This window comes from Pseudoalteromonas sp. SR43-5 (genome assembly GCF_014163835.1).
GTDB classification, from domain to species: Bacteria; Pseudomonadota; Gammaproteobacteria; order Enterobacterales; family Alteromonadaceae; genus Pseudoalteromonas; species Pseudoalteromonas distincta.
Genome location: NZ_JACJEA010000013.1, coordinates 56,416 through 78,680 on the forward strand (window position 1 = coordinate 56,416; position 22,265 = coordinate 78,680).

Here is a 22,265-nt window from a genome sequence, read left to right on the forward strand (position 1 = left end):
CACAGAAAAAAAACATTTACAACCCATAATGAGTGCTTTAATATTATCCAAATCGGAAATAACACACAAAGAGCACCCAATATGACTACTATAAACAGCGGTAAAATTGACTCAGCAACGGCTTCATCGCTTGCAGACCTTGCTACTAAAACACTTATAGCAAACGACTTAGGTGGCTATACAGTACCAACACATGGCCTATACCCGTTTCAGTGGAACTGGGATTCAGCCATTACAGCGCTAGGCTGGATGAAATCAGACGAAAGCCGCGCATGGCAAGAAATTGATGTGTTATTTTCAGGCCAATGGGATGATGGCATGGTGCCGCACATCTTGTTTCATAAAGATTCTAATACTTATTTTCCTGGTCCTGACGTATGGGGTTCGGATAAAAAAATTAAAAGTACATCTATTTCACAGCCGCCAGTAGTCGCCACCGTAATGAAAGAAATGCTTGCCAGCGCGAAAGATAAAGCACTTGCAGAACAAAAAGTTAAAGCGTTATTTTCACAAGTAGTTGATTATCATTTATGGTGGTACAACGACCGAGATCCTGAAAAAACAGGTTTAGTAGTAACCTACCACCCGTGGGAATCGGGCATGGATAACAGCCCATCGTGGGATGATGCTCTTCATGCTGTGCCATGTGTAGATTGGGAATATACGCGCCGTGATACAAGTCATGTAGATTCTTCTCAGCGTCCACATAAAAGTGAATACGACCGATTTTTATACCTTGTAGACTTTTTCAAACGTAACAACTTTGACAGCAAAATAATCTACGAAACCTGTCCGTACAAAATGAATGACCTAGGTATTATTGCTATTTTGCACCGTGCAACCAAAGATTTACTCAAAATGGGTGAACAGCTTGGCTTAAACGATGCTCGCACTGATTACTTAGCACAGCGTTTACAAATAACAGAGCAAGCCATAAATACTTTATGGTGTGAACAAAGCCAGTACTTTTACTGCAGAGATGTATTAACTAACAGCTTGGCTAAAGTTAAAACATCAGCCGCGCTATTAACTGTATATGCAGGTTTAACAAGCGATGAGCAAACTAAAATAATTAATACAGCCACCGAAGATTTTATTGAGTCAAGCCAGTTTAGTGTGGCTTCTACTCACCCTAAAGAGGAAAAATACGAGCCACAACGCTACTGGCGTGGCCCGATTTGGTTACACATCAACTGGATGATAGCCATAGGCCTTAAAGAAGCAGGCTTTGCAACAACGGCTGACAAAATTCAAGATGACACTCGCAACCTAGTTGTTAAGTCAGGCTACTACGAATATTTTAACCCAGAAACAGGTGCAGGCTGTGGTGGTAAAGATTTCTCGTGGACAGCTGCAATTGCATTACATTGGCTACTTGACTAATAACTAAGGCAAGATCATGAAACACACAATATGCTTTGGTGAAGTACTGGTTGATTTACTTTCAAATAAATTGAGCCAAAACAGCAACGAACACGAAGCGTTTACAAAGTTTGCAGGCGGTGCGCCTGCAAACGTAAGCGTTGCTATTGCAAAGCTAGGCGGTAATGCCTACTTTGCAGGAATGCTAAGCACTGATAGCTTTGGCGACTTTTTACATAATGCATTAAAAGAGCAAGGTGTAAAAACCGACTTTATGCGTTTTACCAACCAAGCAAAAACAGCTCTCGCGTTTGTATCACTCGATAACGATGGCGATCGTACGTTTGAGTTTTACCGTGATAACACCGCCGATTTGCACTTTAGTAACGATGACTTTAGTCGCGAATGGTTTGAGCAATGCGATATTTTTCATATTTGCTCAAACACATTAACCGACAAAAACATCAGAAACACCACCGCTTACGGTGTTAAATTTGCAAAACAAAATAATTCAATTGTGAGCTTTGATATTAACTTGCGCCTCAATTTATGGCCAAGCGATGCCAACCCTCGCGAGCATATTTTACCGTTATTAAAAGACTGCTCAATTATTAAAGCCTCAAAAGAAGAGCTTGAATACTTAGCGGGTGAGCAATCGAGCGATGAGTTTATTGCCCAAACACTTAATAACAGTTGTGAGCTATTTGTAGTTACCGATGCAGGCAACCCTATGCATTGGTATACAAAAAATGCCAAGCAAACGCTTCACCCTAAAAAGGTTACTATGGTTGATGCCACCGCTGCAGGAGATGCGTTTGTAGGTGGACTGCTGTATCAACTAGGCTTACAAAACCTGACACCCAGCTCTTTTAGCGAGCTTTGCAACACGCCCGAAACACTAAGAACTATTTTTGAATTTGCTTCGTTATGTGGTGCCCATGCCGCATCTTACAAAGGGGCATTTAACTCCCTACCTAACCAAAAGTCTCTACACGATTTTAGGAGCGAACTATGAAAAGCACACCAGATAACTTTAAAAGCCGTGAATTTTTAACACAGCACATTAGCGACACGTTAGCGTTTTATGAGCCAAATATTGACGATGAACACGGTGGTTTTTACCAAAACTTTTCTGATAACGGTGAGGTATTTGATAAACACACGCGCCACTTAGTAAGCTCTACTCGTTTTGTATTTAACTATGCGCGTGCGTACCAAACCTTTAATGACAAAAAGTACCTAAACCGTGTTAAATCGGGAATTGAGTTTATTCGTAAGCACCATTTTGTTGAGCAAACAGGCGGCTACAACTGGTTATTAAAAGTTGAAAACGCTCAAGCTACCGTGCTTGATAACACCAATCATTGCTATGGCTTTGCATTTGTTATTTTAGCGTACAGCTGGGCATATCGCGCAGGTGTTACAGAGGCGCGCGAATACCTCAACGATACATTTCAAACAATGGAAACACATTTTTGGGATGCAAAAGCCGGTTTATATAAAGATCAGCATAACAGCGACTTCACAAAATGTGATTCATACCGCGGCCAAAATGCCAATATGCATACTTGTGAAGCACTTATTGCCGCTTATGAAGCCACAAGAGACGAAATATTTTTAAACCGTGCGCTCACACTTGCCGACAACATGGTTAACCGCCAAGCTAGTTTAATGGGTGGGCTTATTTGGGAGCATTACGATATAAATTGGCAGGTCGATTTAGAGTACAACAAAGACGATCCTAAAAATTTATTTCGTCCGTGGGGCTTTCAACCTGGCCATCAAACAGAGTGGTCAAAACTGCTTATGTTTTTAAATAAGCATAAGCCACAAAAATGGCTTATTGAACGCGCTCAAGCCTTATTTGATAACTCAATAAATGTAGCATGGGATAAAAAGCACGGCGGTATTTGCTACGGCTTTGCCCCTGATAAAACTATTTGCGATGACGATAAATACTTTTGGGTTCAAGCCGAAACTCTGTGTTGTGCAGCGTATCTTTATCAAGCAACAGGGGATGAAAAATATCAGCAATGGTATGACAAAATTTGGCAGTATTCGTGGCAGCATTTAGTTGATCATAAATACGGAGCCTGGTTTAGAATTTTAACCGCTGACAATAAAAAAATAGACACGATGAAAAGCCCAATAGGTAAAACTGATTACCATACAATGGGTGCCTGTTTTGATGTGCTCGAACTATTAAAGTAACTATGTAGTTATAACTTTTACAGTGTTGTGTAGACCTTTTAACCGCCAGCTTGGCGGTTTTTTTCTTAATGGGTGGCCAAAATCACTGTACCACTTGTATCTTGAGGTTTTGGATGCAATCTCATCAGAGAAACAAACTCAGGCTAAAAGATAAATACCGACATGAGTTAGATGTTGCCAATCAAAGGCTAGATGAAGCATATGCAGAGCAAACAATGCTGTTAACTGTGATGATGAATTTTCTAGATATAGAAGATAGAATTAGATTATTACGAGAATCAAAACCTAAGATCGTTAGCATTAAATAGCTAGAGGTTATTAATAATTGCCGCTACATTGTAGGGAAAATATAAATGAAAAAGATAACAAGGAAGCAGCACTTCGTACCCAGGTGTTTACTTAAAAACTTTAGCTATAACGATGGTGCTATTAATATATTCGATTCAACTAGGAATAAGTTACGGCCATCTAATGTTGGAGCTGAACTATTCGAGAATAACTTCTATGATAAAGACAACACGATCGAAAATTTTTTGCGTGATTATATTGAAGGGCCAGGCGCTCAGGCTTTAAAAATAATTACAAGGGAAGTTGATGGACAATTGGATTTTGAAGGGCGAGTAGACCTTCTTCGGTTTATTTTAGTTCAATTAAGCCGTACACCAAATGCATATTCTTCCTCGCTAGATAATATTGACAATTATTTTAATGAATTAATAAATCAATTAGGTCAATTAAATGGTTTTGATAAAGAAGCTCTAGACGGTATAAAAGTTTCTTTTGATAACCCAAAATCTTTTCTTCAACTGCAAACACTGGAAGCTGCGCTCAAAGTGCCTCTTCTCTTAGATTTAGAGTGGCACATACTAATTAATGAAACAGCCACTGAGTTTGTGATATCAGATCATCCTGTGGTTCATTACAACTGGTATCTTCGTAACTTACACTCAATAGATATCAGTGGTTTGTCTAAATGTGGATTGCAAGTTTTCTTACCAATATCAAGCACTATTACCTTATGTTTATATGATAGTAAGATCTATAAAATGGGAGCTAAAAATAGTTCCTGTACCATAATTGAAAACTTACCAGATATACATCTGCTAAATGAACTTCAATTTAGGAGTCGAGGCTCATTTATTGTTTTTAGGTCTACAGATGACTCAAACTATGTTAAAAAAATGAGCGATAAGCTTCCAGCGAATAGCATTTATAGTAATACAGTAAAAGCCATAGCTCCCACAATTATGGGAAGGGAAGCTAAAAGTAAAATCACCCTCTGGCATAAATCTTATATTTTTGATAGATGGTTGTCATTTTGCAAAGTTAAAAACAAGAAAAAAAGTCAGGATATAACCTGTTATGATCGAATACCTGAAGAATTAGCTAAACATGAACAATTCATTAAAGAAATGAGGTCAAAAAAAGAATAAAAACATGACTTATTTGCTTGTTTTTCAATCGCTATTTTATTGCTTTTATGACTCAAATTATGACTTTATTTTTAAGGAATAAAATACTTTAAATTCAAGTGGTTAACTTTAATCATATTTTAAATAATATTTTTTACCAAGGTTAAGGGGTGGAGCGATCACCCCAAGGTTACAAACTTTATTGTCTCTACACAACCTAAGCATACTGCCCACAAGCAAATCCACAGCTCCACGCATATTGGAAGTTGTAGCCTCCAAGCCACCCTGTTACGTCAGTTACTTCGCCTATAAAGTATAGGCCTTTAGCTTTTTTAGCTTCAAAGGTTTTTGAGCTCAACTCGTCAGTATCTACACCGCCCAATGTTACTTCTGCTGTTCTATAACCTTCTGTGCCATTGGGTTTAATTTGCCAAGCGTGAATGTAATTTACCAGCTCATCTATTTGAGCATGGGTAAGCTGATTAATATTACAATCTGGTATCGCTTTGCTTTCGTGCAGTATTTCTATAAAGCGTTTAGGTAAAATAGTCGCAAGGCTATTTTTTAAAGACTTTTGGGCTTGCGTTTCTCGCCAATCAGCAAGTTGCTGCCTTAAATCAATTTCAGGTAATAGGTTTATAATTACAGCCTGCCCTGCTCGCCAAAATGAGCTTATTTGCAATATTGCTGGGCCCGATAACCCTCGGTGAGTAAAGAGGATGTTTTCTTTAAATACGGTGCCGTCTTCGCTTGAAACTTCACAGGGAATGCTAATTCCCGAGAGCCCTTCAAAACGCTCTTTATCATGCTGATGCAAAGTAAATGGTACAAGTGCAGCCATAGTTGGTAACACGCTTAAGCCAAACTGCTCTGCAATTTTATAACCTATTGGTGTAGCCCCTAGTTTTGGCATAGTTAAGCCACCTGATGCTATAACTAACGACTCACAGCTTAAGGTTTCTTGCTCTGTGGTAACGCTATAGCCGGTTTCGGTTTTTGATACGCTGATCACTTCACTGCGTAGTTTTATATTTACCCCGGCCCACTCACATTCGGTCAGTAAAATATCAACAATGTCTTGTGCATTGTTATCGCAAAAAAGCTGACCTAGTGTTTTATGGTGATACGCCAAGCCATGTCTGTCTACCAGCTCAATAAAGTCATGCTGTGTATAGCGACTTAAACATGATTTAACAAAATGAGCATTTGCGCATAAGTAGTTATCAGGGGTTGCGTTTTCATTTGTAAAATTACAACGCCCACCACCACTTATTAAAATTTTACGACCTGGTTTTTTCCCCATATCAAGTACTGTAACGCTTCGGCCACGGTATCCAGCTTGCGCTGCACACATTAATCCTGCAGCTCCCGCACCTATTACAATTACATCTACTTGACTCATTATTTTACCCTACTAAAAAATTTTTCCGATTATAGCAAAGTTTGATAGCTAACAACGTAGCATTTAAATTATTAGCAATAACACAACAAAAACGCATCAGTAATAAGTCGGGAATAATTACCCGCACAATAAACCAACCCTTTATACTTATTTTTAATTTACATGACAAATACTAAACAACGAGTAAACCGCTAAAAACCTGAGTTATAACTAAATGAAAGAGGTACATAATAAATTGATATTTTAACCTAGTTAACAGATAGTTTACTTTTGTTCCCGCATCGTGATCCTACATCACGAAATAATAAATAAAAATCTAGGGATAATTATGACAACAAGTAAAACTTTTAAAAGATGCGCAATTGCAATTACAGTTAGTACGCTTTTTACTGCAACATCTGGCATGGCTCAATCAGTTTCAAGTTCAATGGCTGAAACATCGGCTAAACTACAAAGCCAAGGCGGTTTCGAAACTCAGTTCATTATTAAATATAAAAATAATAACGAAATGGCGAGCCTCTCAACTGCAGACGCAAGCCCAGCTAGCATGAAAAAGCGCGCACAAAGCTTTGTTAAAAACTTCGCTTCTAAAAAAGGCAAAGTAAAAGCAAAATACGTTCGTGCAATGGCACTTAATAATCATCACGTAATGCGTGCTGATAAAAAATTAAGTGCGGCTGAGGCCCAAGAGTTTATGCAAGAAATGGTTGATTCTGGCAATGTTGAATACATTGAAGTGGATCAAATGCTAAAGCCGTTTTCAACTCCTAACGATCCACGTTTTGATGACCAATGGCACTACTACGAGCAAGCCGGTGGTTTAAACTTACCGACCGCATGGGATACCGCAACGGGTAGCGGTGTAGTTGTAGCTGTACTAGATACGGGCTACCGCCCTCATGCTGATTTAAACGCTAATATTTTACCGGGTTACGATATGATCTCTAACCTTTCGGTAGCTAATGACGGTGGTGGTCGCGATAGCGATGCACGTGATCCTGGTGATGCAGTTGCTGCGAATGAATGTGGTACTAACGGTGCACAAAACTCTAGCTGGCATGGCACGCACGTAGCAGGCACAGTTGCTGCGGTAACCAATAACGGTGAAGGTGTTGCAGGCGTAGCTTATAACGCAAAAGTAGTGCCTGTTCGTGTACTAGGTAAGTGTGGTGGTTTAACCTCTGATATTGCAGACGGTATTATTTGGGCATCTGGTGGAAGTGTTTCAGGTATTCCTGCTAACTCAAACCCTGCTGATGTAATTAATATGAGTTTAGGTGGGAGCGGTTCATGTAGCTCTACAACTCAAAATGCAATTAACACAGCACGTAGTAACGGCACTGTGGTAGTTATTGCTGCAGGTAACGATAACGATAACTCAGCAAACTACAACCCAGGTAACTGTAACGGTGTAGTAAACGTAGCCTCAGTGGGCCGTAATGGCGGCAGAGCTTATTACTCAAACTACGGTAGCAATATTGATGTTGCAGCACCAGGTGGCGCACAAAGCTTTGCAAACGACTCTGAAGGCGTTCTATCAACTTACAATTCAGGTTCGTCTACACCTTCAAGCGACAGCTATGGCTTTTCACAAGGTACATCAATGGCTGCGCCCCACGTAGCAGGTGTTGCGGCACTTATTAAGCAAGCAAAGCCAGATGCAACGCCTGACGAAATAGAAAGTATTTTAAAATCAACTACCCGTTCGTTCCCTGCAACATGTACTAGCTGTGGTACGGGTATTGTTGATGCTGCCGCAGCTGTTGCAGCAGCAAGTGGCGGCACTACTCCACCTACCGGTGGCGATAGCGAGCTTATTAATGGTGAAGCTAAAACAGGTTTAAGTGGGGCTGCAAATGCACAAGCATTTTACACGATGACAGTACCAAGCGGTGCAACTAACGTAACATTCACTATGAGTGGTGGTACTGGCGATGCTGATTTATACGTACGTGCAGGCAGTAAACCTACAACTACTACCTATGATTGTCGTCCATATAAAGGCGGTAATAGCGAAGAGTGTTCTATTGATAACCCTACTGCGGGAACTTACCACGTAATGCTTAACGGCTACTCTGCGTATTCAGCTGTTAGCTTAGTAGGTAATATTACTGGTGGTTCATCATCGGGTGGCGGTTCAGGTACTCCACAAGCAGGTGGCGGCACTATAAGCGATGTGTCAGCCAATACTGGGCAGTGGAAACATTACACGTTAGATGTACCAGCTGGAATGACTACGTTTACAGTAACAACATCGGGTGGCAGTGGCGATGCTGATTTATTTGTAAAATACGGTAGCCAACCAACAGCAAGCTCATACGATTGCCGCCCTTATAAAAATGGCAATGCAGAAACATGTACATTTACTAATCCACAAGCAGGTACTTGGCACTTAAGCGTTAACGCTTATAGCACTTTCTCTGGTTTAACGCTTAGCGGGCAATACCAACCGTAATTTAAAGTTTGAGCCTTTAATAAAAAAACCGATGTTGCTGCCAACATCGGTTTTTCAATAATAACTAGCAGATTAGTTAAAACTAAAATCTACACTTTATTACTGTTATAGCTTCTCTAGTACTGATTCTGCGCGGCTTACAACAAACTCTTTGTCTTGTTCTACAAATAAACCTGTTACTAGCGCATTTTCAATAATCATAGCGTAACGCGTTGAACGTATACCACCAAAACTAGCAGTATCTTTATCAAGCCCTAACGATTTAGTGAAACTTCCATCGCCATCCCCAAGCATTGTAATTTCTTGCGCGTTTTGTGAGTCACCCCATGCTTTCATAACAAATGCATCATTAACTGATACACAGTAAATAGCATCAACACCTTTTGCTTTAATTTTATCAGCAAGGGTAATAAATTCAGGTAAATGGGCATTTGAACACGTTGGTGTAAACGCACCAGGAACTGCAAATAACACGACTTTTTTACCTTCAAACAATTCTTTATTTGTAAGAGATTGCATACCGTCGTCAGTTAATTGCGTTAACGTCACTGCTGGTAATTCTTGGCCTTGCTCAATCATGGTAATTCCTTGAAAAGATTAATACAGAATAAGTAACAATCGTACTACGTAGCCTACTACTATGTATAAAAAGTACGGCTAACTTAGTAGCTCAAAACAGCCTACCATAGAACGAAGAATACGCGCTGTATTAAGGTAAATTCAAATCATTTATAAAACTTGAAAAATCATTACCTAGCTTTTCATCTCGCAGACTGTACTCAACAATTGCTTTTAAGTAACCTAACTTATCTCCACAATCGTGAGAGCGACCACTCATATGAAATGCTTCAACGGTTTCTTGTGCCATTAATGCGTCAATAGAATCTGTAAGTTGTATTTCACCGCCAGCACCTACAGACGTTTTTGCAAGTAGAGGCCAAATGTTCTTACTCAGTACATATCGCCCTACAACAGCTAGGTTAGAAGGCGCTAAATCTGCATCAGGTTTTTCAACCATTGCTTTTATTGCAGCACTTTTGCCTGGCATTAGATCAACCCCATTAATATCCGCAATACCATATTTACTAACGTCTTCTTTAGCTACTGGCTCAAGCATTATTTGGCTTGCTTGAGTTTCTTTAAAGCGTTTAATCATGGCCGCTAAGTTTTCAGTTTCTTGATCCGCAGTATAGGCATCAAGTATCACATCAGGCAGGAGCACAACAAAGTTGTTATCACCAACTATTGGTTTAGCGCATAAAATAGCATGCCCTAGCCCTTTAGCTTCACCTTGGCGTACACTCATAATAGTTACATCATTTGGACAAATAGAGCGAATTTCATCTAATAAAGCTCGTTTAACACGCTTCTCAAGAGTCGCTTCTAGTTCATAACTTGTATCAAAGTGGTTTTCGATTGCATTTTTAGAGCTATGCGTAACTAACACAATATCTTTAATACCAGCGGACACACATTCGCTGACAATATATTGAATTAGAGGCTTATCGACTATTGGGAGCATTTCTTTTGGGATAGCTTTTGTCATAGGGAGCATTCTCGTCCCTAAGCCAGCTACTGGAATTACAGCTTTCATATCTGTCCTTAGTGATTAAGTTTGTAAATAATATCAATTCGCTTAATTAAGTGATCTATTTTTAGGATGGAAAAACGTGTTGATAGCTAGGCAAAAAATTCGCTACTTAGTTGTTCTAAATGAGAATTTTTTAACACAGGTGCGACACGTTTAGCCCCGCAAAATAATTAAGTATTATTGCGTATTGGTACAAACTAGCAGATACAAAATAGATACCAGCTGAATAAAGTTACCTCTTTTGAAGAAGTAAATTTGAAGCTGTTTATTAAACAGAGACTCTACATTTTTGGTTATTTAAAATGAGCAGGTAAGTTATGAAGTTTATTAATGATTTTGTTGTGGGGTGAGATTACATTAGCTAAACGAAAAAAGCCTGGGTTTGCTATAAATAACAAACCCAGACCAATAAATTTCTAACTAAAGGTCGCGTTACAAAACCTTTTTATAATTAAAGACCTGCACGCTCTTTAATTACTGCAATAAGCGGTGAGCTGGCAAAATTCCCTTCAGCCCAAGCAATATCAGCACCATCTGTTAACGCACTTTTTGATAAGTTTTTAACTATATACTCACCAGTATCTACTGCATTACTAGCAACAGCATGACGTAATAAGTTATTACCATTACATTGTACTGCATCATAAATATTACGAATTTTTACACGAGAGCTTTTAAGCTTGCTGCGTAATCGGTTTTTATCGTCTGCCGCAATATATTCACAAATAGATACTGCTAATTGATCTTCAGCATTTACAGGTGCTGTATACGAAAACGAACTAACAGCTACAACGGCAGTAAGTGCAACTAGCTTTGGTAATTTAAACATGACAAACCCTTTATAATACTTTGTTCTTATATAGACTATCAAATATTATATCAATCTATCAAAATTTACGCAATAATGTTAACGTTCTTTATATAAAGTTACGAATTTATAACTAGATAAATTCTTGTCATCCGGATGGTTTTCTTGCTCTTCTTTCACGTACCAATTAGCAACTTTATTGTAATCTGGAAACTGTGTATCGCCTTTAACATCTAAATCAATAAAAGTTAGATACAGGCGTTCTGCTTTTGGTAAAAATTGCTCATAGATATTACCACCACCAATAATCATTACTTCTTCAGCAGTAGTAACGAGTTCTAATGCGGCATCTGGCGTAGTTACTACTTCAATACCCTGTGCAGTATATTCGCTGTTTCGAGTAATAATAATATTACGGCGCCCAGGTAATGGACGGCCTATAGACTCAAAAGTTTTACGACCCATGATCACAGGCTTACCCGTAGTGACCTTTTTAAAATGCTGAAGATCTGCAGGTAAATGCCATGGCATTTTATTATCTAGACCAATTACACGGTTATTTGCCATTGCTGCAATCATTGAAATTATCATAATAAACACCTAGTACTTTATTCTTAAACAAAGAAAAAGGAGCATAAGCTCCTTTTTAGTAAATTCTATTTAATTAACGCTCGTAGACAACTTCTACGTCGTAATCATCTTCATCCCAGTCATCCCAATCATCATCATTGCCCTTACCTTTAGTGGCTTTTTCATGATAGGTATCCCACTTAAATTCAACTTCTTCATCTTCCACTTGTACAAACTTCTCTTTAGGCATGCTATCAAGTAGTGTCATTATGTTGTGGATTAATGGTTGAGTGTTAAGTTTATTAATTGCTGAAATGTGATAGATATTTTCAGTTTCGCCCAGCTCTTCTGCAATCGATTCGCATAACGCTTTTGCTTCATCCTCTGGTAATAAATCTATTTTATTAAATACTAACCAGCGTGGCTTCTCAGCTAATTTAGGGCTGTATTGGTGCAGTTCGTTAATAATCGAAAACGCATTATCAACAGGGTTTGAACCATCTACCGGCATTACATCAATAATGTGTAATAACACACGACAACGCTCTAAATGTTTCAAAAAGCGAATACCTAGGCCTGCGCCATCAGATGCACCTTCAATTAGACCCGGAATATCGGCTATAACAAATGATTTATTTGCTTCAGGACGTACTACACCTAAATTAGGAATAAGCGTCGTGAATGGGTAATCAGCTACTTTTGGTCTTGCTGCAGATACACTGCGGATAAACGTAGATTTACCGGCATTTGGTAATCCAAGTAAACCAACATCAGCTAATAATAGTAACTCTAATTTTAAGTTACGTACTTCACCTGGTGTGCCTAATGTTTTTTGACGAGGTGCTCGGTTAGTACTTGATTTAAAACGCGCATTCCCCAAGCCGTGGAAACCACCTTTTGCAACCAAAATTCGTTGACCATGTTGCGTTAAATCGCCAAGTCCCTCTTGGGTATCAACATCCATGATGCGCGTGCCTACAGGCACCATAACAAACAAGTCATCAGCTTTTCGGCCTGTACAGTTACGGCTACGACCGTTAGTACCACGTTCAGCTCTATGGAAGCGCTCAAACTGATAATCAATTAAGGTATTTAAGTTTTCATCAGCTTGTAGATAAACACTACCACCGTCTCCACCGTCACCGCCGTCTGGTCCACCATCTGGAACATATTTTTCACGACGGAAAGACACGATGCCGCTGCCACCGTCTCCAGCTTCTGCGCGAATTTCTACTTCATCTACAAACTTCATGATTACTCACTTTAGGGATTGGCTTGTTTAATAACTCTATTATATACCCAAGCCAGCTCAAATGCAGGCTTGGGTATATATTGGCTGACTACAAAACAAAAAACCCCGCAAAGGCGGGGTTTTTAACTACCTTACTGATTACTCAGTTACGATAGTTACGTATTTACGGTTTAAAGGACCTTTTTGTTCAAACTGAACTTTACCATCTGCTTTTGCGAAGATAGTGTGGTCTTTACCGATACCTACGTTAGTACCAGGGTGGAAACGAGTTCCACGCTGACGAACAATGATGCTACCCGCTAGAACTGATTCGCCACCAAAACGCTTAACACCTAGGCGTTTGCTTTCTGAATCGCGACCGTTACGAGTACTACCAGCTGCTTTTTTATGTGCCATTTCTAAGTACCTCTAATTAAGCGCTAATGCTAGTGATTTTAACTTCAGTGAACCATTGACGATGGCCCATTTGCTTACGAGAATGCTTACGGCGTCTAAATTTAACAACCTTAATCTTCTCACCGCGACCATGTGAAACAACCTCAGCTGTTATCTTGCCACCGTTTACGAACGGTACACCGATCTCGATTTTCTCACCATCAGCAACTAAAAGTACTGAATCAAATTCTACTGCCGCACCAGTTTCAACGTCTAATTTTTCAAGACGAATCGTTTGACCTTCAGTCACACGATGCTGTTTACCACCACTTTGGAAAACCGCGTACATAATTAACTCCGTCTGTGCACCCTCAAATCGGCGCAACTAAAATATTCTTCGATAGGGCGCGAAGTTTACGCTAACGCGAAATAACTAGCAAGCCTATTTTGTAATTAAAATGAATAAAAAGTAGCTGCTTTGAGAGCAATTCAATATTTACCCCATTTTATATTAATTAGCCCTTTTGCCAAGCGCTTTTTAACTCTTAGCCGAAATAAATTAATGCTCTCAAATATGACCTTCACAGCTTAATATCTAAGCGCGCTACCAACTGTGTATTGGTTATCAATTAATCAGCTATCTTGGCTAATTCAGTCTAAATTAAGTACTTTAATAGTGTTTTTTCAATCAATCGTCACAAAATATCGAGCTAGTGCATTTTTTGTTGTACAATCTGCGCCGTTCACACATAAAAATTGGCTCGGAGATCAATGGATATAAAAGCTATCCAGGCGTTAATCGAAAGCGATATGAATGACGTCAATCAACTTATACATGCGCAAATGCGCTCAGATGTGGCGTTAGTTAATCAGCTTGGTTTATATATAGTTAGCAGTGGCGGCAAACGCGTTCGTCCAATGCTGGCTATTTTAGCAGCCAAAGCGCTCGGTTATCAGGGTAAAGATCACATAACACTTGCAACAATTGTTGAGTTTATCCATACAGCAACGCTATTGCATGATGATGTTGTAGATGAATCAAACTTACGACGTGGCACGCCTACAGCAAATGCTGAGTTTGGTAATGCTGCTAGCGTATTGGTTGGTGACTTTATTTACACTCGCTCATTTCAGCTTATGGTTGGCCTTGGAAAAATGCAGGTTATGCAAGTACTTGCCGATGCAACAAACATTATTGCTGAAGGTGAAGTATTACAGTTAATGAACTGCAATGACCCAGATACGACTGAAGCCAGCTATATGCAGGTTATTTACTCTAAAACGGCTAAATTATTTGAAGCAGCTACAGGCCTTGCTGCCATTATCACAGAGCAAGACCAAGCGACACTTGATGCACTAAACCTATACGGTATGCATTTAGGTACTGCGTTTCAACTAGTAGATGACGTACTCGATTATAATGCAGACGCTGAGCAGCTAGGTAAAAACATTGGCGATGATTTAGCTGAAGGCAAACCAACCCTTCCGCTTATTTATGCTATGCAACATGGTAGCGAGCAACAAACGCAGCTCATTCGTGATGCAATAGAGCACAGTAATGGTATGGAGCATTTAGAAGAAATTTTAACTGCACTAAAACAAACTAATGCGCTTGAGTTTACAATGCAAAAAGCAGAGCTTGAGGCCGAAAAAGCCATTGCCTGTTTAGACTTTTTAGCTGAGTCTGACTATAAGCAAGCACTTATAAGCCTTGCCCGTATTGCGGTTGACCGCGACCACTAGTTTTAACTAGTTACACAGTGTGACATTAGTTCTGAGCAATAAAAAAGCCTGCAAATGCAGGCTTTTTTGTTGCTTAAAGCGGCTATTACGCCATGAAATCAACACCTTCTTTGATGTCTTTTTTCAGAGTTTCAAGCATGTCATTTTTTGCTTTTGTTTCAAATGCGCTTAGTTCGCCGTAAGAAAGAATTTCTTCTACGCCGTTTTTACCTAAACGTACTGGATGTGCAAAGTACTCTGCATCGCCATTTTCAACAGCAACGTAAGCGTAATCTACAACTTCTTCACCTTGTAGGCCTTTAACTAAAGACATACAAAAACGAGCTGCAGCAGCACCCATAGATAGCGTAGCTGAACCACCGCCTGCTTTAGCATTTACAACTTCAGTACCCGCATTTTGGATACGTGGAGTAAGTGCAGCAACTTCTTCATCAGTGAAAGAAACACCTTCAACTTGAGAAAGTAGAGGCAGAATAGTTGTGCCTGAGTGACCACCAATTACTGGTACTTTTACAGTTGCTACGTCTACGCCTTTAAGTTCAGCAACAAATGCTTCTGAACGAATAACGTCAAGCGTAGTAATACCGAATACGCGTTTAGCGTCGTAAGTACCTGCTTTTTTGAATACTTCAGCAACAATTGGAACTGTGCCATTTACTGGGTTAGTAATAATACCTACTAACGCTTTAGGACAGCTGGCAACAATGCCTTCTGCTAACGTTTTGATGATGCCAGCATTTACATTGAATAAATCAGCACGATCCATACCTGGTTTACGCGGCATACCCGCTGGGATAAGAACGATGTCAGAGCCTTCAAGCGCTTTATTTAAATCGTCTGCGCCAAAGCCTGCAACTTTAACATCTGTTGGGATGTGAGAAAGGTCAACCGCAACACCTGGTACTACTGGTGCAACATCATAAAGTGATAATTCAGAGCCAGCTGGTAAGCCTGTTTTTAATAATAAAGACAACGCTTGGCCGATACCGCCTGCAGCACCTAATACAGCAACTTTCATTGGAATTCTCCGTAATTTGAGGTAGGAAACATTTGTGGCTCTTAAGATAATGAAATTAGCGACTAAAAACAAATTTATCCTGTCTATTTCAAGTATATTTTCGACCATAGTCGTAAACTTATGTGATTTAACGCATCAAACTGGCAAGTTAACTAAACAACTGCTGCATAATTATTCATTTTTGTGTAGAATTTGCGGCATAAATAACAAAAACGAATAAAGACTATGCAACCACAAGATAAACAAGAAGCACTGGTAAAAGCATTTAAATCACTATTAAAAGAAGAAAATTTTGGCTCTCAAGGCGAAATAGTTGATGCGTTAAAAGATCAAGGTTTTGACAATATAAGCCAAAGTAAAGTATCACGCATGTTAAGTAAATTTGGCGCTGTACGCACACGTAATGCCAAACAAGAAATGGTTTACTGCTTACCTGCTGAAATGGGTGTACCTACGGCTAAAAGCCCATTACGCCAATTAGTAATCGACATTATGCACAACGAAATGATGATCATCATTCGTACCAGCCCAGGTGCTGCTCAGCTTATTGCACGTTTATTAGATTCATTAGGTAAAGCAGATGGCGTACTAGGAACAATTGCCGGCGATGACACTATTTTTATCGCTCCTGCTAAAATATCTGAAATAGATGTAACACTTGAACGTGTTCGCATTTTATTTGATACAGTTTAATAGCAAACTAAATTTGTTTTAAAAACCCTATTGAAGGTGCAAAGAAAGCAGAGCCCATATCGGCTTGAGTAAAATCAAGCCAGTGGTCGTAGCAATCCCCTTCCCCTAAACGACTATTAAGTACTTTTTCAAATGCGGTGCCCGTACAAGCGCATGTAATTGATAACATTCCCTGCTCATACACGTCGCCATAAGGCATGCTTTGATTTAATAGTAGCGGTTGTCCGTCTTCGTCTTTTAGCTCACTTCGCGAAGCATGGCTGGTTTCGATCGCTGGGGTAATTAGCGTGTTATCAAGACGCGTACGTCCCATTATTTGCTCTTGCTCACTCAATGATAAATGCTGCCACATAGTTAAATCATGTTTATAACGCTGAACATGAATATAACTCCCCTGATCTTCAAAGCTACCAGGGTTGCTGATTAAAGCCGTAGCGCGCTTTTTTCTTCCATGTGCGGTGTCGCCACCATAAATAAAACCGTTAAAATCACGTCCATCTAAAAAGCGAAAATTCCGAATTTGCTCCACCAGCTCTACATCGGGGGCAAATAATTTTAAAATTTGCAGCGCAAATAAATGGTTAACATCTTCACGGTCAGAGCGAATTTGCACAAATAAATCGCACGGTTGTACGCTCATTTGGTGATCGCTATGGGTTATATTGGGAAAGCTCTGTAATTCGCTTGGAATGTATTCAGGGAGGATATGCGGCCAGTATTGCGCACCAATAGCAACCATACAAGAGAGCATTGATTCTGAAAATTGATCGCTAAACTCTTCTTCTATAGCGCTTACTTGTTTTAACTTTGCGCGAAGTGATTCGTCTTGACCATCAAACACATTAAAAAATAAGTGCAAACCGTGTAAGTTTGCTTCAGCACAAATCCCTGATTGCGCTTGCGCCATTGTTATTCCTTAGTTTTACAGATAAAAACACAGCGAATAACAAATTAATTACGATTCGAAAAAATTCACCGTGTGAGGTTTTATTTTTATTATAACCTGATCATTATTTTCAAATGACTGGCCATATTGTGCAGCAACTTCAATTTCTTGTTCATCAATAACAAGCGAATAAACATACGCCGAACCAATAAAGCGACGACTTATGATTGTAGCTCGCTTGCTGAATTTGTCACTTTGGTTATCTGCCACTAATTCTATTTGATGAGGGCGCACATATATAAGCCCTGCACTTACATTATGCTTACTCTCAACATAAGATTCGACTAAACCAAATGGTGTTTTATATTCAGTTGCGGTTAACACTTCTGCGCTTAAGTATATGCCCTGACCCAGAAACTCTGCAACCTCCTTTGAACATGGAGCTGCAAAAAGCTGCTCAGGCGTGCCTTGTTGCTCAATTTTACCGCGATGCATAATGGCCAGTGTATCTGAAAAGGCAAATGCCTCTTCTTTTGAATGTGTAACAAATACAGCAGATACTTGAGTTGCTTTAATAATTCGACGTATATCGGCAATTAATTCAAAGCGCACTTGTGTGTCGATGTTTGAAAAAGGCTCATCAAGGAGTAATAAACTAGGTTTATAAGCTAATGCACGAGCGATAGCGACGCGTTGCTGTTGGCCACCCGATAACTGGTGTGGAAACCTGTCAGCACAGCCAATTAAATGTACAAGCTTAAGCATTTCATCAACGCGTTGCTGCTTTTGAGCTTTGCTCATATTACTAAGCCCGAATGCAATATTATTTGCCACCGTTAAATGCGGAAACAACGCATAATCTTGAAACATCATGCCGATGTTACGATGCTCAGGTGAGACAAAAGATTGCTCATCACTCACTAATTTACCGTCTATAAAAATAGACCCTTGCTTGGCTTCAATTAAACCTGCAATCGCCTTTAATGTGGTTGTTTTGCCGCATCCACTCGCCCCGAGTAGGCAAACAATTTCATCTTTACCCACTGTTAAATCTAAATCGTGAATAACCTTTGTGCCGTTATAGTGATAGCTCACGCCTTGTAAAATTAAACTACTCATTTAACTACGCTGCTCCATAGAACGATTAATAAAATACAAAGGAATAAACCCAACAATAACAATAAATAATGCAGATATTGAAGCAAGCTCTAATTGCTCATCACTCACATACTGAAATACATGAGTAGCTAAGCTTTCAAAATTAAACGGTCTGAGCAATAGCGCAGCTGGCAACTCTTTCATACACTCAATAAATACCAATAAGGCAGCAGTGAGCAATCCTCTTCGCAGTAAAGGTAGATGCACTAAACGCAGCGTTTGCCCTTGGCTTTTACCCATTGATTGGCTTGCCATATCAAGTGATGGACTAATACGTAAAAAACTCGACTCAATTGCTCCGTGTGCAATGGCGTAAAACCTAACAATATAAGCAATAATAATAGTAAGAATGCTACCTGTAAGCAGTAAGCCAATGTCTAAGTTATACGGCTCGAGTGCTGTGTTAATAGTGTTCTCTAACAATGTAAGAGGTAATAAAACCGCAATAGCGAGTACAGTTCCTGGCAACGCATAACCTGTGCTTGCTAAACGACCAGGAATAAGCGGATACGCTTGCTTTGCAACACGCTGATAAAAAACCACAAAAACACTCAATGTAATGGTTATAACACTTACAACCCCTGCCACTTTTAAACTTTGCCAAGCGTAACTAAAAAACTCAACATTCCATGCTTTATCAAAGTAGGTAATGGCGTAATTTATAAGTACTGCAATAGGCATTACAAAAGCGATAAGTAAAATAAAGCTACAAAATGCCGTTGCGAGCCAAGCAGACTTTCCTTTTAATACATAGAGAGATTCACTATTTACGCTTGATTGGCGCTCAAATACCGCTTGGTTTCGGCGACTAAAGCGCTCTGCCATTAATGCTAAAAATAACAGTAATAACATCACACCCGATATTTTAGCGGCCGCTGTAAGTGAGTAATAACCAAACCACGTATCGTATACGGCGGTTGTTAATGTACTTACGGCAAAATAACTCACTGTTGCAAAGTCAGCCATGGTTTCCATACTTATAAGCGCAAGAGCCGCCACAATTGCCCCACGAGAGAGCACTAAACTGACTTTAAAAAAGCTTTGCCAAGGAGATAGCCCCATTAACTGGCTAGCTTGTACTAATTTGAATGACTGCTCGCGAAGGGCCGTTTTAAAAATTAAAAATAAATACGGGTAAAGCACCAAGGCAATCATAACGATGGCGCCGGGTAATGTACGTATATCAAAAAACCAATAGTCGCTAGGCGATTGCCAGCCAAACCATTCTCTCAGCGCTATTTGCACCGGGCCCGCATAATCTAATAAATCAGTGTATACATAGGCAATAATATAGGTGGGCATAGCAAGGGGTAGCATAAGTGCCCATTCAAACTGTTTTTTACCCGGGAAACTACAGTAAGCCGTTAGCCACCCAAGTGGCAAAGCTATGGCGCAGCTAAGGACGCAAACACCTAAAACTAACAATACGGTATTGGTTATGTAATCCCAAAGCACGGTATCCCACAGGTGAGAAAACACCTCAGAGCTACCTTGTAGAGATTCAAAAAGAAGAAAAAACAACGGGGCCGATAGTATTAAGCCAGTCGACCATGCAAAGAGCTGCCATTTAGACAGCTTAAATTTATTAGTCATTAAAGATCGAACTTCACCTCATCAATTAGCTTAAGTGCTAACGGACGATATTTACTAATCTCATCAAGTGGCAAGCTGTCTTCTTTAAAGCTACCCCAAGAGGCAACCAAAGTTGATAATTCAACACCCGACTTAACTGGATACTCCATATTTAATGAGGCATACATGTTTTGTGCTTTGCTGTCGGTCATATACTCGATGAGCTTTAATGCATTTTCAGGGTTTTTAGCGTATTTGGTAATAACCGCACCCGATACATTTATATGTGAGCCACGATTAACTTGATTCGGAAAGTTAATATTTACGGCCTCTGCCCAACCTTTTTGTTCTTTATCTTCTAGCATTTTGCCAAGGTAGTAACTATTACCTAATGCCAAGTTACATAAACCTTCTTTAACAGCTTTAACTTGAGCACGATCGTTACCTTGGGGCTTGCGTGCTAAATTAGCCTTAACACCTTCAAGCCACTCTTTAGTTTGCGCTTCACCATGGTGTGCAATCATAGAAGCCACTAAACCTAAATTATATGGATGTTTGCCAGAGCGCGTACAAATTTGTCCTTTGTATTTAGAGTCTGCTAAATCTTCATAAGTGAGCTTAGGTAACTCACCAACTCGCTCTTTTGATGAATATACATTACGCACTCGCTTAGTAAGCGCAACCCATTGGCCATCACCGTCACGAAAGGCGGCTGGAACATTATTATTTACACTGTCACTTTTTATAGTTTGTGTTAATTTTAAATCTTCTAATTGAATAAGCGCGCTAAAGTTAGAGGTTAATACTAAATCAGCTTTACTGTGCTTGCCTTCGCGTTTAACACGCTCAATTAGCCCTTTTTTAGCAAAAACAACATTGGTTTTTATGCCTGTTTGCTTTGTAAAATCTTCTAAAATTGGCTGAATTAAAAACGGTTGACGAAAAGAGTAGATGTTAACAACATCGTTTGCAAAGACTGGTGCCGATGCAACTACCCCTAAAACAAGTGCAAATACTTTCTTCATTATTCCACCTAAATAACTATTATTATCAACGAATTCTACCGTGCTCATTCTAAAAGTGCACACTTTAAATAAATGTAAATATGTAAATAACGCCCAAAAAGGAAATACGGTGTAAGAGATGTCTTACGGATGTGACAGCTAATGAGTAAAAAACAAGATAAAAAACAACCTAAAAACAGTTAAACACATGAATTATATGAAATTTATTTTTATTACTATTGCAAAAACACTAATTGAATGTAGTTTTATCTCTATTTTAGTTGCTCTATTGCACTATAATTTACGCATCAACCAAGCAATGACGCTTATTGAGTAAAAGGAAATGGACTGCTTACTCAACCAACCAATGATTAGGTTATCAGGACAACACGGACTTTAGGACAGGCTCAGGATGAGTATCACAACGCAATGTTGTAAAAAGGACAGCGTCAGGAAGATGCGAAAAGGATAACAACAAGGCTAAGTTGTTCAACAGGATGTTGAAGGAATAAATGGACAGGCCTTTAAGGCAACACAAGGGATTGGTTAAAACAAGGATACGCTAGGAAGTGTAATTAAGGATTTGGTAATAGTATTTACCCTACAGGATGTTTAGGAATTAAAGGATACAGGCCCGGACGGTCTACATTACATAGAACTAAAAAGTAATATAGTAATAAACATGGATTAGTGAAAATTGGAGTTGATTAAGTTCAATTGCAGGATGCAGAAAATTAGAAGATTCCGCAAGCG

At 39.4% G+C, this 22,265-nt stretch carries 20 protein-coding genes; 7 read left to right on the plus strand and 13 right to left on the minus strand.

Features of this window, described 5'->3' with window-relative positions; all coding sequences use genetic code 11:
- The first annotated feature begins 81 nt into the window (after positions 1-81).
- From H5090_RS09570 to H5090_RS09585, 4 genes are all read left to right on the plus strand, one after another.
- Positions 82-1,383: an MGH1-like glycoside hydrolase domain-containing protein gene (locus tag H5090_RS09570; protein WP_182695563.1), complete on the plus strand. Its 1,302-nt coding sequence runs from the start codon at positions 82-84 to the stop codon at positions 1,381-1,383.
- Positions 1,384-1,399: 16 nt separating this feature from the next.
- Entirely contained in the window at positions 1,400-2,377 is a 978-nt protein-coding gene (locus H5090_RS09575) for a carbohydrate kinase (RefSeq protein ID WP_182695564.1), read from the plus strand.
- Complete coding sequence (locus H5090_RS09580; RefSeq protein WP_182695565.1) at positions 2,374-3,573, plus strand: AGE family epimerase/isomerase; 1,200 nt, start codon at positions 2,374-2,376, stop codon at positions 3,571-3,573. Before H5090_RS09575 ends, H5090_RS09580 begins: the two co-directional genes overlap by 4 nt.
- A 353-nt stretch (positions 3,574-3,926) precedes the next feature.
- Positions 3,927-5,006: a DUF4238 domain-containing protein gene (locus tag H5090_RS09585; RefSeq protein ID WP_182695566.1), complete on the plus strand. Its 1,080-nt coding sequence runs from the start codon at positions 3,927-3,929 to the stop codon at positions 5,004-5,006.
- Positions 5,007-5,202: 196 nt separating this feature from the next.
- On the opposite strand, the gene H5090_RS09590 is transcribed toward H5090_RS09585, so the two are convergent.
- Complete coding sequence (locus H5090_RS09590; RefSeq protein ID WP_182695567.1) at positions 5,203-6,387, minus strand: NAD(P)/FAD-dependent oxidoreductase; 1,185 nt, start codon at positions 6,385-6,387, stop codon at positions 5,203-5,205.
- Positions 6,388-6,715: 328 nt separating this feature from the next.
- On the opposite strand from H5090_RS09590, the gene H5090_RS09595 reads away from it, so the two are divergent.
- A complete protein-coding gene (locus H5090_RS09595) occupies positions 6,716-8,842 on the plus strand; it encodes a S8 family peptidase (RefSeq protein WP_182695568.1) in 2,127 nt (708 codons plus the stop codon).
- Positions 8,843-8,947: 105 nt separating this feature from the next.
- Here the strand turns inward: H5090_RS09595 and H5090_RS09600 are convergent, their stop codons facing one another.
- The 7 genes from H5090_RS09600 to rplU all read right to left on the minus strand — a co-directional run bounded on the left by H5090_RS09600 (position 8,948) and on the right by rplU (position 13,787).
- Complete coding sequence (locus H5090_RS09600; protein ID WP_024594812.1) at positions 8,948-9,421, minus strand: peroxiredoxin; 474 nt, start codon at positions 9,419-9,421, stop codon at positions 8,948-8,950.
- Positions 9,422-9,551: 130 nt separating this feature from the next.
- Positions 9,552-10,436: a UTP--glucose-1-phosphate uridylyltransferase GalU gene (galU, locus tag H5090_RS09605; RefSeq protein WP_165744542.1), complete on the minus strand. Its 885-nt coding sequence runs from the start codon at positions 10,434-10,436 to the stop codon at positions 9,552-9,554.
- A gap of 448 nt (positions 10,437-10,884) precedes the next feature.
- The gene (locus tag H5090_RS09610; protein WP_024594810.1) at positions 10,885-11,262 is read right to left on the minus strand and encodes a DUF3718 domain-containing protein; all 378 of its coding nucleotides are present in this window, start codon (positions 11,260-11,262) and stop codon (positions 10,885-10,887) included.
- A gap of 78 nt (positions 11,263-11,340) precedes the next feature.
- The gene (gene folA / locus H5090_RS09615) at positions 11,341-11,832 is read right to left on the minus strand and encodes a type 3 dihydrofolate reductase (RefSeq protein WP_002957745.1); all 492 of its coding nucleotides are present in this window, start codon (positions 11,830-11,832) and stop codon (positions 11,341-11,343) included.
- Between the two features lie 73 nt (positions 11,833-11,905).
- Complete coding sequence (gene cgtA / locus H5090_RS09620) at positions 11,906-13,063, minus strand: Obg family GTPase CgtA (RefSeq protein ID WP_002957746.1); 1,158 nt, start codon at positions 13,061-13,063, stop codon at positions 11,906-11,908.
- Between the two features lie 138 nt (positions 13,064-13,201).
- Positions 13,202-13,459, minus strand: a complete 258-nt coding sequence (gene rpmA, locus H5090_RS09625; RefSeq protein ID WP_002957747.1) for a 50S ribosomal protein L27 — start codon at positions 13,457-13,459, stop codon at positions 13,202-13,204.
- A gap of 16 nt (positions 13,460-13,475) precedes the next feature.
- Positions 13,476-13,787 carry a 50S ribosomal protein L21 gene (gene rplU, locus H5090_RS09630; protein ID WP_002957748.1) on the minus strand — a complete coding sequence of 104 codons (312 nt, stop codon included), beginning with the start codon at positions 13,785-13,787 and terminating at the stop codon, positions 13,476-13,478.
- 422 nt (positions 13,788-14,209) lie between these two features.
- Between rplU and ispB the strand changes: the two genes are divergently transcribed.
- Positions 14,210-15,181 carry an octaprenyl diphosphate synthase gene (gene ispB / locus H5090_RS09635; protein ID WP_182695569.1) on the plus strand — a complete coding sequence of 324 codons (972 nt, stop codon included), beginning with the start codon at positions 14,210-14,212 and terminating at the stop codon, positions 15,179-15,181.
- 85 nt (positions 15,182-15,266) lie between these two features.
- Here the strand turns inward: ispB and mdh are convergent, their stop codons facing one another.
- Positions 15,267-16,199, minus strand: coding sequence for a malate dehydrogenase (gene mdh, locus H5090_RS09640; protein WP_002957751.1), 933 nt, complete (start codon positions 16,197-16,199; stop codon positions 15,267-15,269).
- 225 nt (positions 16,200-16,424) lie between these two features.
- Here mdh and argR point away from each other — a divergent pair, with 225 nt between their 5' ends.
- Positions 16,425-16,892 carry a transcriptional regulator ArgR gene (argR, locus tag H5090_RS09645; RefSeq protein ID WP_002957753.1) on the plus strand — a complete coding sequence of 156 codons (468 nt, stop codon included), beginning with the start codon at positions 16,425-16,427 and terminating at the stop codon, positions 16,890-16,892.
- Positions 16,893-16,899: 7 nt separating this feature from the next.
- On the opposite strand, the gene H5090_RS09650 is transcribed toward argR, so the two are convergent.
- The 4 genes from H5090_RS09650 to H5090_RS09665 are packed head-to-tail and all read right to left on the minus strand — an operon-like array spanning position 16,900 to position 21,533.
- Complete coding sequence (locus tag H5090_RS09650) at positions 16,900-17,799, minus strand: Dyp-type peroxidase (protein ID WP_182671418.1); 900 nt, start codon at positions 17,797-17,799, stop codon at positions 16,900-16,902.
- A 48-nt stretch (positions 17,800-17,847) separates the two neighbouring features.
- Complete coding sequence (locus H5090_RS09655) at positions 17,848-18,897, minus strand: ABC transporter ATP-binding protein (protein WP_024604545.1); 1,050 nt, start codon at positions 18,895-18,897, stop codon at positions 17,848-17,850.
- A complete protein-coding gene (locus tag H5090_RS09660; protein WP_182695570.1) occupies positions 18,898-20,529 on the minus strand; it encodes an iron ABC transporter permease in 1,632 nt (543 codons plus the stop codon).
- Positions 20,529-21,533 (minus strand): Fe(3+) ABC transporter substrate-binding protein, encoded by a 1,005-nt coding sequence (locus H5090_RS09665; RefSeq protein ID WP_182694322.1) that lies wholly within the window; start codon positions 21,531-21,533, stop codon positions 20,529-20,531. Before H5090_RS09665 ends, H5090_RS09660 begins: the two co-directional genes overlap by 1 nt.
- Positions 21,534-22,265: the final 732 nt, after the last annotated feature.

Bases quoted from the DNA above. Each gene is read 5' to 3' on its own strand.
- folA (WP_002957745.1), bottom strand. From the start codon at position 11,832: ATGATAATTTCAATGATTGCAGCAATGGCAAATAACCGTGTAATTGGT.
- H5090_RS09575 (WP_182695564.1), top strand. From the start codon at position 1,400: ATGAAACACACAATATGCTTTGGTGAAGTACTGGTTGATTTACTTTCA.
- H5090_RS09660 (WP_182695570.1), bottom strand. From the start codon at position 20,529: ATGACTAATAAATTTAAGCTGTCTAAATGGCAGCTCTTTGCATGGTCG.
- argR (WP_002957753.1), top strand. From the start codon at position 16,425: ATGCAACCACAAGATAAACAAGAAGCACTGGTAAAAGCATTTAAATCA.
- H5090_RS09590 (WP_182695567.1), bottom strand. From the start codon at position 6,387: ATGAGTCAAGTAGATGTAATTGTAATAGGTGCGGGAGCTGCAGGATTA.
- H5090_RS09595 (WP_182695568.1), top strand. From the start codon at position 6,716: ATGACAACAAGTAAAACTTTTAAAAGATGCGCAATTGCAATTACAGTT.
- galU (WP_165744542.1), bottom strand. From the start codon at position 10,436: ATGAAAGCTGTAATTCCAGTAGCTGGCTTAGGGACGAGAATGCTCCCT.
- H5090_RS09655 (WP_024604545.1), bottom strand. From the start codon at position 18,897: ATGAGTAGTTTAATTTTACAAGGCGTGAGCTATCACTATAACGGCACA.
- rplU (WP_002957748.1), bottom strand. From the start codon at position 13,787: ATGTACGCGGTTTTCCAAAGTGGTGGTAAACAGCATCGTGTGACTGAA.
- ispB (WP_182695569.1), top strand. From the start codon at position 14,210: ATGGATATAAAAGCTATCCAGGCGTTAATCGAAAGCGATATGAATGAC.
- H5090_RS09650 (WP_182671418.1), bottom strand. From the start codon at position 17,799: ATGGCGCAAGCGCAATCAGGGATTTGTGCTGAAGCAAACTTACACGGT.
- H5090_RS09570 (WP_182695563.1), top strand. From the start codon at position 82: ATGACTACTATAAACAGCGGTAAAATTGACTCAGCAACGGCTTCATCG.
- cgtA (WP_002957746.1), bottom strand. From the start codon at position 13,063: ATGAAGTTTGTAGATGAAGTAGAAATTCGCGCAGAAGCTGGAGACGGT.
- H5090_RS09665 (WP_182694322.1), bottom strand. From the start codon at position 21,533: ATGAAGAAAGTATTTGCACTTGTTTTAGGGGTAGTTGCATCGGCACCA.
- H5090_RS09580 (WP_182695565.1), top strand. From the start codon at position 2,374: ATGAAAAGCACACCAGATAACTTTAAAAGCCGTGAATTTTTAACACAG.
- H5090_RS09585 (WP_182695566.1), top strand. From the start codon at position 3,927: ATGAAAAAGATAACAAGGAAGCAGCACTTCGTACCCAGGTGTTTACTT.
- H5090_RS09600 (WP_024594812.1), bottom strand. From the start codon at position 9,421: ATGATTGAGCAAGGCCAAGAATTACCAGCAGTGACGTTAACGCAATTA.
- H5090_RS09610 (WP_024594810.1), bottom strand. From the start codon at position 11,262: ATGTTTAAATTACCAAAGCTAGTTGCACTTACTGCCGTTGTAGCTGTT.
- mdh (WP_002957751.1), bottom strand. From the start codon at position 16,199: ATGAAAGTTGCTGTATTAGGTGCTGCAGGCGGTATCGGCCAAGCGTTG.
- rpmA (WP_002957747.1), bottom strand. From the start codon at position 13,459: ATGGCACATAAAAAAGCAGCTGGTAGTACTCGTAACGGTCGCGATTCA.